This is a genomic window from Halorubrum depositum (genome assembly GCF_007671725.1).
Classification (GTDB): domain Archaea; phylum Halobacteriota; class Halobacteria; order Halobacteriales; family Haloferacaceae; genus Halorubrum; species Halorubrum depositum.
Window position 1 is genome coordinate 226,267 of the sequence record NZ_VCNM01000002.1, and the last position, 12,131, is coordinate 238,397.

At 71.6% G+C, this 12,131-nt stretch carries 13 protein-coding genes; 6 read left to right on the forward strand and 7 right to left on the reverse strand.

The annotated features are described in order from the left end of the window. Positions 1-35 precede the first annotated feature (35 nt). Positions 36-1,391, forward strand: a complete 1,356-nt coding sequence (locus FGM06_RS08630; RefSeq protein WP_144798859.1) for a P-loop NTPase — start codon at positions 36-38, stop codon at positions 1,389-1,391. Positions 1,392-1,802: 411 nt separating this feature from the next. On the opposite strand, the gene FGM06_RS08635 is transcribed toward FGM06_RS08630, so the two are convergent. The 5 genes from FGM06_RS08635 to FGM06_RS08655 form a co-directional block, all read right to left on the reverse strand. Then, on the reverse strand, positions 1,803-2,405 hold the full coding sequence (locus FGM06_RS08635; protein ID WP_144798860.1) for a CDP-alcohol phosphatidyltransferase family protein: 603 nt from the start codon (positions 2,403-2,405) through the stop codon (positions 1,803-1,805). 22 nt (positions 2,406-2,427) lie between these two features. Then, complete coding sequence (locus tag FGM06_RS08640; RefSeq protein ID WP_144798861.1) at positions 2,428-3,006, reverse strand: adenylate kinase family protein; 579 nt, start codon at positions 3,004-3,006, stop codon at positions 2,428-2,430. After that, on the reverse strand, positions 3,003-4,097 hold the full coding sequence (hisC, locus tag FGM06_RS08645) for a histidinol-phosphate transaminase (RefSeq protein WP_144798862.1): 1,095 nt from the start codon (positions 4,095-4,097) through the stop codon (positions 3,003-3,005). The genes FGM06_RS08640 and hisC overlap by 4 nt, the downstream gene beginning before the upstream one ends. Positions 4,098-4,286: 189 nt before the next feature. Continuing rightward, complete coding sequence (locus FGM06_RS08650; RefSeq protein ID WP_144798863.1) at positions 4,287-5,030, reverse strand: fumarylacetoacetate hydrolase family protein; 744 nt, start codon at positions 5,028-5,030, stop codon at positions 4,287-4,289. A 54-nt stretch (positions 5,031-5,084) separates the two neighbouring features. Continuing rightward, the gene (locus FGM06_RS08655) at positions 5,085-6,077 is read right to left on the reverse strand and encodes a zinc ribbon domain-containing protein (protein WP_144798864.1); all 993 of its coding nucleotides are present in this window, start codon (positions 6,075-6,077) and stop codon (positions 5,085-5,087) included. 171 nt (positions 6,078-6,248) lie between these two features. Here FGM06_RS08655 and FGM06_RS08660 point away from each other — a divergent pair, with 171 nt between their 5' ends. Both FGM06_RS08660 and FGM06_RS08665 read left to right on the forward strand, forming a co-directional pair. After that, positions 6,249-6,974: a metal-dependent hydrolase gene (locus tag FGM06_RS08660; protein WP_144798865.1), complete on the forward strand. Its 726-nt coding sequence runs from the start codon at positions 6,249-6,251 to the stop codon at positions 6,972-6,974. 98 nt (positions 6,975-7,072) lie between these two features. Further along, a complete protein-coding gene (locus FGM06_RS08665) occupies positions 7,073-7,471 on the forward strand; it encodes an OsmC family protein (RefSeq protein WP_144798866.1) in 399 nt (132 codons plus the stop codon). 52 nt (positions 7,472-7,523) lie between these two features. Here FGM06_RS08665 and FGM06_RS08670 read toward each other — a convergent pair whose 3' ends face one another. Both FGM06_RS08670 and FGM06_RS08675 read right to left on the reverse strand, forming a co-directional pair. Next, a complete protein-coding gene (locus FGM06_RS08670; RefSeq protein WP_144798867.1) occupies positions 7,524-10,112 on the reverse strand; it encodes a PAS domain S-box protein in 2,589 nt (862 codons plus the stop codon). Positions 10,113-10,162: 50 nt separating this feature from the next. After that, positions 10,163-10,348 carry a hypothetical protein gene (locus FGM06_RS08675; protein WP_144798868.1) on the reverse strand — a complete coding sequence of 62 codons (186 nt, stop codon included), beginning with the start codon at positions 10,346-10,348 and terminating at the stop codon, positions 10,163-10,165. A 95-nt stretch (positions 10,349-10,443) separates the two neighbouring features. Between FGM06_RS08675 and FGM06_RS08680 the strand changes: the two genes are divergently transcribed. The 3 genes from FGM06_RS08680 (at position 10,444) to FGM06_RS08690 (ending at position 12,094) form a co-directional block, all read left to right on the forward strand. Continuing rightward, positions 10,444-10,839 carry a hypothetical protein gene (locus FGM06_RS08680; RefSeq protein WP_144798869.1) on the forward strand — a complete coding sequence of 132 codons (396 nt, stop codon included), beginning with the start codon at positions 10,444-10,446 and terminating at the stop codon, positions 10,837-10,839. A 146-nt stretch (positions 10,840-10,985) separates the two neighbouring features. After that, positions 10,986-11,678, forward strand: a complete 693-nt coding sequence (locus FGM06_RS08685) for a hypothetical protein (protein ID WP_144799926.1) — start codon at positions 10,986-10,988, stop codon at positions 11,676-11,678. A 2-nt stretch (positions 11,679-11,680) separates the two neighbouring features. After that, positions 11,681-12,094: an MPN domain-containing protein gene (locus FGM06_RS08690; RefSeq protein ID WP_144798870.1), complete on the forward strand. Its 414-nt coding sequence runs from the start codon at positions 11,681-11,683 to the stop codon at positions 12,092-12,094. The last annotated feature ends 37 nt before the right edge of the window (positions 12,095-12,131 follow it).

Genomic DNA, 12,131 nt, shown 5'->3' on the forward strand with positions numbered 1-12,131 from the left:
CCCCATCCCCGCGCCGATACCCGAGGAAATCTCAGATGACCGATTCCACCACCGACCGACCGACCGCGGACGAATCGACCCCCGAGAACCGACCGGAAGACGGAGAGAGTACGGACGCCGACGGTTCGGGCCTCTCGACCGACGACGTCGAGGCCGCGCTCCGAAAGGTCCGCGACCCCGACGCGGAGGTGAGCGCGTTCGAGGCCGGCGTCGTCGAGGACCTCTCGATCGACGACGGCACGGTCGCGATCGAGGCCGACCTGCGCGAGTTTCCCCCCGACGCGGCCGAGCGGGTGTCGGCGGCCATGGTGCGGGCCGCCGCCGACGTCTCCGGCGTCTCCGACGTTCGGGTCGAGCAGGTCGATCCGAGCCCGGACCTCGACGGCCGGGAGTCGGGGATCGGGGCCGCAGACAGGGTGATCGCGGTCGCGAGCACGAAGGGCGGCGTCGGCAAGACGACGGTGGCGACGACGCTGGCGTGCGCGTTGGCGGCCGGAGACGGCGACGCCGGGGGAGGTGTCGACCCCGCCGTCGGGCTGTTCGACGCCGACATCTACGGCCCCAACGTCCCCGAAGTGGTCGACGCGGGCGGCCCCGTCTACAGCGACGACGACGGGAACCCCGTTCCGATCGACGTCGGCGGGCTGGAAGTGATGAGCGTGGGGCTGCTCTCCGGCGACGGCCCGCTCGCGTGGCGGGGCGCGATGGCCCACGACGCGCTCTCGGACCTGTTCGAGACGGTCGCCTGGAGCGACCCCGACACCGTCGTCGTCGACATGCCGCCGGGGACCGGCGACGTGGCGCTGACCACCCTCCAGGAGGTGCCCGTCGACGGCGTCGTCCTCGTCACGACGCCGTTCCACGCGGCGGTCTCCGACACCGCCCGCGCGCTGGAGCTGTTCGAGGAGAACGAGGTGCCCGTCCTCGGCGTCGTCTCGAACATGGGGGAGTTCGTCTGCGACGAGTGCGGCACTCCCCACGACCTGTTCGGCGGCGACGACCCGATCGAGGCGCTCGGTCTGCCGGTGCTCGCCGAGCTCCCGTTCGATCCGGAGATGCAGTCGACGCCGGCTCCGTCGACCGACGCGCTCCCCGAGGGCGCCGACGCGCTCGCGGGCGCGGTTGACGAGCGGTACGAAGAGGTCTGGACCGTCGACCCGCCCGAGGACGCCGTCGATCTCCGGGGCCTCGATCCGGGGACCCGAAAGGAGCGCGTCGCAGAGCGGTTCCGCGAACTCGACGCCGGCGAGGAGTGTCTCGTCGTGAGCGACCGCGACCCGGCGCCCGTCCGGGAATTCCTGCTCGACCTGGTCGACGCCGACGCGCTCCCGAGCTTCCGCGTCAAGCGACAGAACCCGGAGACGTGGTTCGCGAAGGCGACGCGGCCGTAATCGCCCTTCTCGTTTCTGTCGTACGTGTCCGTAGGTGAGACGTTCTCTTCTGGTCTCGATCGGCACGGGCACGGCGGTGGTCGTATATAAATGACACTGCGGTGGCGCGCCCCGGTGAGCGGCCCAGAGGGCCGCGAGCCGACGGTGCGAGGGAGTCGCTGGCGGCTGTCGCCGCCAGCGACGAGGCTGGGGAGGCGTGGGGTTCGGTTGCGGTGCTGTGCGGGGCGGGACTCAAAGGGGCAGTCGCGCTCGGCGAACCCCAGCGACGCAAGGACCGCAAGGAGGGAGCGTGAGCGACCGACTGAGGACCGCAGCGAGCTGTGGGAGCCGAGCGCGACTGGGGCTTTGGACGTGTTCACCGCAGCGTCGCCGGCGACTTATAAATCACTGACAGCAACACCGTGATCCGACTTATAAATCGGACCACGCGCCGAGGAACCGCTGGACCGCGGTGAGGTGGCCGACCGCGGCGAACAGCGCGAGCAGGAGGCCGACGACGTTGAGCCCGGCGACGACCGGCGCCGCGTAGACGGCGGCGACGAGGCCGACGGCTCCCATCAGCGCGAGCCGATCCGCCCGGCCCAGGAGTCCCCCGTACTCGCGGCCGATGCCGACCGCCTGGATCTGGGTGCCCATGTACGAAGTCATCAGGACGCCGGTGACGGCGAGGAAGCCGAGGGCGTACGCCTCGATCCCGACCGTGAACCCCGCGATGATCGCGATGTCGGCGTACCGGTCGAGCACGTGGTCGAGGAGGTCGCCGCCGTCCGAGGAGACCGCCAGGTGACGGGCGAGCGCGCCGTCGACGAGGTCGAGCCAGCCGTTGAGCAGGACGCAGACCGCGCCGACGGCGTAAAACAGCGGCTCGCCGACCGCGAACGCGCCCGCGGCCGCGACCGCCACGCCGAACGCGAGGACGCTCACCTGGTCTGGCGAGAGCCCGAGCCGGGCCGCGGCGCGCACCCACGGGCCGAGCAGCCGGTCCGCCACCGAGCGGTACTGGTCGAGGGTCATCTACCGTCCCGACCGTCGCGGGTCATATATATTCGATGAAGTCGACGGTGCCGGCGCTCGGGCCGCGCTCGCCCTCGATCGCGGCGCGGATCTCGTCGGCCACGGCTTGAGGGTCGCGGTCCGTCGTGTCGATCTCGTACACGTTCTCCGTCCCGTGTTCCGCGACGGCCTCCGAGAGGATCACGTCGAGCGCCTCGCTCTCCGCGTTTTCCTCTGCCGTCGCGTCCGGCTCCCCGCGCTCGCGGAGCCGCGTCTCGACCGTCTCCGGGTGACAGCGCAAGACGACGACGCGGTCGACGTCGAACCGGTGCGCGAGGTGGGAGTCGAGGACGCCGGTCCAGTCGCCGAGGTGTTCCCGCACCGCGTCGAGGTCGGCGACGAGGGTGTCGCGGTCGGCGTCGCGCTCGGTCCAGAGCGCGTCGTCGTCCTTTATCAGGTCGTTGAGGTGGATCACGTCGTATTCGTCTTCGAGCAAGGCGGTCGCGGTCGACTTACCGGTTCCGGGGGTGCCGGTGACGGCGACGCGGGTCGGGTCGGGGTCCGAATCGGCGTCCCGGTGGGCGGCGGCGTCTCCGCCCTCCGTCGACGACTCCCCGCTCACGCCCGAACACCGAGCCCGAGGTCGGCGAGCGTCTCGTTGAGCCGGTCGATCGCCTCTCGGGTCTCCTCGCGGGTCCCGGTCGAGATCCGGACGTGGTTCGGCAGCCCGAACGAGGTGCAGTCGCGGATGATCACGCCGCGCTCCTGGGCCGCGTCGGCGACCCGCTCCGCGTCGCCGACCTCGGCGAGCACGAAGTTGCCGGCCGACTCGACGGTCGGTGCGTCGAGCTCGTCCACGATGTACTCGCGGGCCCAGCGGGCCGTCTCGATCGACTCCTCGACGTGTCCCTCGTCGTCGAGGGCGGCGAGCGCGGCCCGGCAGGCGAGCTCGTTCGCGGCGAACGGGGTGTTCACCCGGGCGTACGCCTCGCCCCACGCCTCGGGGACGACGCTGTACCCGATCCGGAGCCCCGCGAGCCCGTACGCCTTCGAGAACGTCCGGAGCACCGCTACGTCGTCGCGCTCGTCGACGAGGGGGATCGCGCTGTCGACGTCGGCGAACTCGCCGTACGCCTCGTCCACGACGACGAGCGTCTCCTCGGCGGTCGCGTCCGCGATCGCCTCGACCTCGTCCAGCGGCATCGTCGACCCCGAGGGGTTGTGCGGGGAGGTGACGTAGACGATCCGTTCGCCGCCGTACGCGCTCAGGACCGTCTCGGCGTCCTGCGCGAAGCCGTCGGCCGGGGAGAGGTCGTACTCCGTCACCTCGCCGTGGTGGTACCGGGCCGACATCCCGTAGTAGGCGAAGCCGGGCGCCGGGACGAGGACCTCGTCGCCCGGTTCCAGCGCGGCCCGCGCGAGGTAGTCGATCGAGCCGTCGGCGCCGGGCGAGACCCACACCTGCTCGGTCGTCACGCCCCACTTCTCGGCGATCTTCGCGGTGAGGTCGGTGTGCGAGGACTTCGGGTACTGGTGGACGCGGTCGGCGTGCTCGCGGATCGCCTCGACCGCCGCCGGGCTCGGGCCGTGCGGGTTCTCGTTCGAGGAGAGCTTGATCAGGTCGTCGGGGTCGATCCCGCGCTCGCGGGCGACCTCCTCGACGCCCCGGCCCGGGACGTACGGCGAGTGGTCCGAGAGATCGCGTGGTTGCATGCCCGTTCGTCCGGGACGGGCGCTCTTAAGGGTGGTTGAACGGGACGGCGTCGACGGCGGCCCCGCGCCACCGATTCCGCGAGCACGTAGCCCGCGCGTTCACCGGATGCGTCGCCCGCGCGTTCACCGGAAACCCGGTGTGCGACCGGGCCGCAGGGAGCGCCGGACGGTGCGAGTTCCGTCCGCCGGTCAGGGGACGCGCACGTCGTGTTCGAGGGTCCCGACGCCTTCGATCTCGACCTCGACCGTGTCGCCGTCGGAGAGCGCGCCCACGCCCTCCGGCGTCCCGGTCGCGATCACGTCGCCGGCCTCCAGCGTGAGGTACGTCGTGATCTCCTCGATCAGGGTCGGCACGTCGAAGATGAGGTGTTCGCGGTCGCTCGACTGCTTCGTCTCGCCGTTCACCCGGAGCTCGACGCTCGCGTCCGCGGGGACCTCGTCCGGGGTCGCCATCACGGGCCCGAGCGGCGCGGCGTTGTCGAACGCCTTCCCGCGCACCCAGTTCTGCTCGCGGTTCTGGTCGTCGCGGTTCGAGACGTCGTTCATGCAGGTGAAGCCGGCGACGACGTCCATCGCGTCGTCGGCGTCGACGGCCTTGCACTGCTCGCCGATCACGACCGCCAGCTCCGCCTCCCAGTCGATCCGGTCTTTCCCCTCGGGGACGGTGACCGTGTCGCCGTGGCTCGCCAGCGCGTTCGGCGGCTTCAGGAAGAGGAGCGGGCGGTCCGGCACGTCGTTGCCGAGCTCGGCCGCGTGGTCGGCGTAGTTGCGTCCGATACAGACGATCTTCGTGGGGTCCGTCGGCGGGAGCACGTCGATCGCGGAGTCGTCGAGCGCGTACTCGTCGCCGCCGAAGGCGACGGTGTCGGTCGCGGGGTCGTACGTGCCTTCGCGGATCGAGCCGGCCGGATCGCGGAACCGTGCGTGGTGCATGTGCGAGCGATCGGGCGGGGTCTTAAAAAGGGTTGCCGGACGGCGCCGGCCGCGTCACTCCCCTTCGCGGTCCGCCGACTCCGAGAGCTCGGTGGGGTGCTCCCGGTCGCCGGAGCCGGTGTCGGGTGCATCGAGGCCCGGTCCGACCGCATCGAGGTCGGGCCCCTCCCCGGCGGATCCGCCGAACAGCTCCTCGCGGGCGCAGTCCGCGCAGTAGTGGTTGTGACGGACCGCGTGTGTACGGACCGGCACGCCCGCCACGACCGTCTCGTCGCGCCGTCGACTGACGACTCCGCGCTCGAAGGGCTCGCCGCAGACGACGCACGGGTCGTCGACGGACTCCGGCGGGCGGACCACTCGGTGGTCGACCGTCTTCAGTCGGCCGAACGCGGTGACCCGGTGGCGACGCTGTAGGCGCTCTTGGGCCGGCGGCGCCGCGCCCGCGCCGAGGAGGGCGAACGCCAGTCCGACGAGCGCGACGGGCAGGGAGGCGACCTCGAAGGCGAAAAAGCCGATCCAGCCGCCGACGGCCAGCAGCAGCCCGCTCAGGAGGTACGCGGAGACCGTTCCGAGCCGCCGACTGCGCTCGGAGCGCGAGGGGGCGCGGACCCGCGTCGAGTCGCCCCGAACCAGCCGGCGCCGCTCGGCCAGCTTCGAGTAGTGCCACCAGCCGTACAGCAGGTTCCCGACGCCGCCCGTGAACAGCAAAAGGAGGACGTGGACGCCCACCGAGCCGATCTCCCTGTCGACGACGGTGACGCGGTCGCCGTCGTCGCGCTCGATCTCCCACCCGGCGTCGAGGTGGTCCCGGACGCGGCGACGGAACGCCCGCTCGCTCTCGCCGTCGGCGTCGGGGCGGGACGCGCCGCAGTTCGAGCAGAACCGGTCGTCCGGTTCGAACCGGTCGCCGCAGTCCGGGCAGTGCGCGGATCGGCCGCCGACGTCGGCGCCGCAGTCCGGACAGAAGCTCGCGTCGGACGGGAGCGACGCGTCGCACGACGGACAGACCGACGGCGGGTCGGCGGGGCCGCTGGTCGTGGAGGGCATCTCCATCCCGTAGACGCCCGGGACGGTTAATCGCTTTCGCCGCCGTCTCGCTCGCCCGGGCCGCGATCGCGTCTCGTCGCCGGTGGCCCGCCGTCGCGTCGCCACGACCGCAGGCCCGTCTTCCGCGGCGTCGGCTTTTATTACTGTTCGCCGAGAGGATCCAGACGAACCATGGAACTCACCTGGCACGGTCACTCGACGTGGCACGTCGTCGTCGACGACACGGAGCTCCTGATCGATCCGTACTTCGACAACCCGAAGACCGACGTCGACCCGGAGGAGCTCGACCCCGACTACCTCCTCTTGACCCACGGACACACGGACCACATCGCCGACGCCGACCGCTTCGAGGGCGCGACCGTCGTCGCCACCCCGGAGCTCACCGGCTACGTCCAGGACACGTTCGGCCACGAGCACACGCTCCCCGCCGGCGGGATGAACATCGGCGGCACCGTCGAGTGCGGCGACGCGTGGGTGACGATGGTCCGCGCGGACCACTCGAACGGGATCGACACCGGGTACGGCACCTCCGGCGGGATGCCGACCGGCTTCGTCATCGGGGACAAGAAGCCGACCCAGGAGTCCGACCCCGACTGCACGACGTTCTACCACGCGGGCGACACCGCGCTGATGTCCGAGATGGTCGACGTGATCGCCCCGTACCTGGAGCCGGACGCCGCCGCGCTCCCCGCCGGCGACCACTTCACGATGGGGCCAGCGGGCGCCGGCATCGCCGCCGACTGGGTGGGCGCCGACGTGGTGTTCCCGATGCATTACGACACGTTCGGACCGATCGAGATCGAGACGCGGGAGTTCGTCAACGAGGTGAAGGCCGCGGGCGCCGCCGCCGAGCCCGTCGTCCTCGAGGGCGACGAGACGTACGTGCTGGAGTCGTAGCCGGTCGATCGGCCGCGTTCCGTTTTTTCGAGGATTCCGCCGGTGCGAACGTGATTGATGGCAACCTTTAGGCCGCGGCGAGCCCTCTGTCGACGCGTATGTCTGACATCCAGACGTCGACCGTCTCCGAGGAAGGGTACGCCTGCACGAGTCAGGTCGGCGACTTCGACCTGCAGATCGACGCGACCGACGAGACGGGACCGAACCCGAACGCCGCGCTCGTCGCGACGTACGCCTCCTGTTACCTCCCCGCATTCCGCGTGGGCGGGAGCCAGCGCGGCGAGGAGGACCTCGGGAAGATCCAGATCGACGCGAGCGCCGATCTCGACGACGACGACGACCTGGAGGCCATCGCCTTCGACGTCCACGTCGAGGCCGACCTCGACGACGAGACCGCGTCCGAGATCGCCGAGCGCGCCGAGGGGATCTGTCACGTCCACAGCGCGCTGCGCGAGGGGCTCCACGCCGACATCAGCGTCTACCCCGGCGCGTTCTGAGGAACCGCCGACCGCGACCCGTTTTCGCTTCTCGCCGCACTCGTAGGAACGCCTACGGCGAGCCGACCTCGTCGGCGCCGTCGACGAGATCGACCCCGCGGAACTCGAAGCGCGCCCCGCCCGACTCGCTCTCGGTCAGCGTGACCGTCCAGCCGTGGGCCCCGGCGATGCGCTCCACGATCGCGAGCCCGAACCCGGTACCGGTCTCGGAGGTCGTGCGCCCGTTCTCGAACACCTCCTCGCGGCGCTCCTCGGGGATCCCCGGCCCGTCGTCGGCGACGTAGAAGCCGTCGTCGAGGTCTCCGACGACGACCCGCCCCCCGCCGTGTTCCGCGCTGTTCCGAAAGAGGTTCTCCAGGAGTCGCTTCAGGCGGTCGCGGTCCGCGAGCACCGCTCCGGTAACCTCGAAGGAGACGTCGAGAGCGTTCGCGTGGCCCCCGTCCCCGCCGGACGCGGCGCCCCCGAGCGGCTCGAACTCGCCCGCGTCGTACCGGTCCGCCAGCTCGTCGACGGCGACCGGCTCGACCGGCCCCACGGCGTCGCCCTGTCTGGCGAGCGTGAGGACGTCCTCGATCAGCCGCTCCATCTCGTCGAGCGCCCGATCACAGCGATCGAAGTAGGACTCCTCGCCCGTCTCCCTGGCGAGCCGGAGGTAGCCGGAGAGCACGTTGAGGGGGTTCCGGAGGTCGTGCGAGACGATGGAGGCGAACTCGTCGAGCCGCTCGTTCTCGCGCTCGATCCTGCGCTCGTACGCCTTCCGTTCCGAGATATCACGGCTCGTGGCGAGGAACCGATCCTCGCCGTGGACGTCTATCCGGCGCACGTGGACCTCGGCGGGGAACGTCGTTCCGTCGGCCCGCGCGAACGTCGTCTCCAGGCGGATGGTCTCGTCCATCTCGATCTCCTTCCACATCTCGACGGCCTCGTCGGGGTCCATCTCCCGGTCGACGTCCCACACCTTCATCCCGGACAGCGCCTCGCGGTCGTAGCCGAGCTCCGTCGTCATCGCTCGGTTCACGTCGAGTATCTCCCCCGTTTCGTCGTGGATGTCGATCATGTCGGGGGAGCCGTCGTAGAGCGCCTCCAGCCGCGCCGAGGTGCGTTCGAGGCGGCGCTGGCGACGCCGCTGCTCGGTCACGTCCCGCGAGATCCCCAGGACGCCGTCGAACTCGCCGTCGATGACGAGGCGGCGCAGTCCGAAGTCGACGATCGTCTCCGGTCGACCGGGGAAGTCGAGGTCGGTCGTCCCCGTGAGCGTCGCGAGGTCGCCGTCGACGAGCGCCGCGAACGGGTCGCCGTCGCGGGTCTCGCGGATCCGGTCGATCAGCCGGCTCCGCCGACCGACCAACTCCTCGCGGGACGTCTCGTACACGTCGGCGATGCGGTCGTTGACGAGCTCGAAGCGCCCGTCGGCGTCGTAGACGGCCACCGAGTCGGGGAGGTCGTCGACCAGCCGCCGGTAGCGTTCGAGGTCGCGCTCGCGCTCCTTCTCCGCCGTCACGTCGATGTGGATCCCCACGGCGCGCACCGGCTCCCCGTCCTCGTCGCGCTCGACGACGCGGCCCCGGTCCCGGATCCACCGCCACTCGCCGGACTTCGATCGCATCCGGTGGTCGCACTGGTAGTGCTCGGTCTCGCCGGCGAAGTGCGCCTCCAGCGCCGACCACGCCCCGTCGATGTCGTCCGGGTGGACGCGGTCCTCCCACTCCGAGAGCTCGAAGGAGATCTCGGAGCGGTCGTAGCCCAGCATCGCGGCCCACCGCTCGTCGAACCGGACCTCGTCGGTGCGGAGGTCCCAGTCCCAGACGCCGACGTCGGCTCCCTCGACCGCGAGCCGGAGCCGCTCGGAGAGCTCGCGGAGCTCGCGCTCGCGCTCCTTCTCCTCGGTCACGTCGCGGAAGTAGACGGAGAGTCCCGTCGCCGAGGGGTAGACGCTGATAGCGAGGTCGGCGCCGAGCGCGTCGAAGCGGTACTCGAACTCGCGGGGCTCACCCTCCGCCATCGCCGTCCGGAGCTCCTCCTCGAGGACCGTCCCGCGGACGCCGGGGAACCGCTCCCAGATCGGGTCGCCGAGGAGGTCGGCGGCGTCGCGCTCGAGCATCTCCTTGGCCCGCTCGTTGAGGTACGTGAGACGCCACTCGCCGTCGATCCCGCAGAACGCGTCCGTCATCCGGTCGAGGTGCTCCGCGAGCCGTCGGTCGGTTCGCGCCTCCGACACGGCGCCCGCGATCCGCGACGCGAGCGTCGCGTAGGGTTCGTCGACGCCGTTCTTCGGGAGGTACGCGTCGGCGCCCGCGGCGACCGCCTCGCTCGCCACCCGCTCGGACCCGCGACCGGTGAACAGCACGAACGGGAGGTCTCCGCAGCGCTCGCGAACGGTTCTGAGGAGTTCGATCCCGTCGCCCCCGGACATCTCGTAGTCGCTGACGACGCAGTCGAACGTCCCCGACTCGACCGCGGTCAGCGCCTCGGTCGGATCGGTCTCGGGCGTCACGTCGAACCGGTCGTCGCGCGCCTCGACGAGCGACGCCGCGGTGTCCGCGAACCCCGGCTCGTCGTCGACGAGGAGGACTCGGATCCGGTCCGGAGAGCTTCCCGCGGCCGCGACCGACGTCGATCCGTCCGGGTCCCCACCTGTCATTCGTAAGTGTACACCTGATCCGACATGTTAACCGTTCCGTCTTCGGCCCGTCACGCCCCCGCGTACTCGGCGACCGCGCTCGACGCGACGTAGCCGATGGCGGCGACGACGAGCCCCGCGACGAGCGCGAGCGCGAACTCCCGACCCACCGCGTACGCCAGCAGGAACCCGACCATGCCGGCGCCGTTCGCGCACAACAGGCGGAGCGTTCGGTAGCTCGGCTCGCGGGTGGACATACCCCTCCTACGCGGGCTCGGGGCAAAAGCCCTGAGTCGTCGGCAGTCCGCGGTCGGTCCGGAGGTTTAAGCGAGGTTACGCGGCCAGCGCACCCGTGCGACTTCGCGAGCGACGACCGCGGGAACCGCCGAGGGCGCGCCGCCGCGACCGCGATCCGGAGGGATCGGAAGACCGCCCGAAACGCGGCGGTGGCGGAACGCCGGCGCGCTCGGGACGACGCGCCGGACCGAGCGCGTCCGGCCCGCGACCCGCCGCGGGCGGGATCGTCGGGGTCGTCTCCGCGTTCGGCGAGGCGATGGCGGTCCTCGCCGCGGTTGCCGGGCTGGTCGCGCCGGTCGCGCCGGCCGCCGGGACGGATCCGCTCCCGCCCGGCGCGGTCGCGCTGCCGAACTGGGCACCCCTCGTCGCCGCCGCGGTCGCGTTCGCGGCCTGTTGGCTGGCCGCGATCGGCGCGGCGCACGCGCTCGCGACGGCGTTCGGGCGACGGTGACTCGGTCGGCACCGCCCGGAGCCGGTCGCGCGGCGCTATACGCCCGAAGCCGAGCGCTCGCCGTCGACCGCGCCGGGAGCGCGTCCGAGGGCATCGCCGCCGGAGAGGGGTTGAAAGGGATCCGGGCCGAATGGATTCGTATGGGAATGAAAGGCGACGGCGAGGCGGAGCTTCACGAGATCGACCGGTTCGACGGCGGCGTCGGCTGGATCGCGTATCCCGAGGAGGCGATGGAGCGCGCGAGCCACGCGGTCGCGGTGCCGAACGAGGAGAGCGACGCCGACGACGTCTGGGTGTTCGACCCGGTCGACGCCCCCGAGCTCGACGACCTGCTCGCGGAGCTCGGCGATGTGGCCGGCGTCGTCGTCGGGCTCGACCGCCACAAGCGGGACAGCGCCGCGATCGCGACCCGCCACGGCGTCTCGGTGTGGGTCCCCGAGTGGATGACGGGCGTCGCGAGCGACCTCGACGCGCCGGTCGAGCGGTTCGGCGATCGGCTGGCCGACACCGGCTTCGAGGCGTTCCGGGTCCGCGACTCCTCGCTGCCGCCGTGGCAGGAGGCCGGGTTCTTCGACGGCGAGACCCTGATCGTCCCGGAGTCGCTCGGCACCTCGTCGTACTTCCGCGGCGACCGCGAGCGGATCGGCGTCCACCCGATGCTCCGGCTGACGCCGCCGACGGCTGCGCTCTCGGGCCGTGACCCGGACCGCGTGCTGGTCGGGCACGGCGTCGGCGTGCTCGACGGCGCGGCGATCGCGGTCGAGGACGCGCTCTCGAACTCGCGGGGGAAGGCGCCGGGGCTCTACGCGAAGACGCTCCGGTCGGCGATCGGGATCTGAGCGTGATCCACGTCACGCGCGACCTGTTGACGGTGCTCCTCGAACGCGCCGCCGAGCGCGACCCGGGCGAGACGAACCTCAGGCTGTCGGCCACGCGCGCCGGCGACTTCGAGACCGACACCGGTCTCGACCCGGAGACGCCCGTGTTGACGCATTTCACGCCGGACGTCGGCGGGTCGGTGAACGCGGTGTTCGGCGTCGACCTCGGCACCCCGGCGGGTCACGGCGGAGCGCGGTTCCTCTCGCACCCGGACGGGTTCCTCGGCGTGTCGAAGACGGACGACCTCGCCGCCGTCGTGCTCGTCGCCGTCCCCCCGTACGACGACGAGAGCGTCGCCGCGTTCGACCGCTCGGGCGACGGGATGGGGCTCGCCGTGGTCGACGCGGCGCCGCCCGAGGAGTCGATCCCGGAGTGAGCCGCCCGGGAGCGGCTTCCGGAGCGGGTCGACGAGC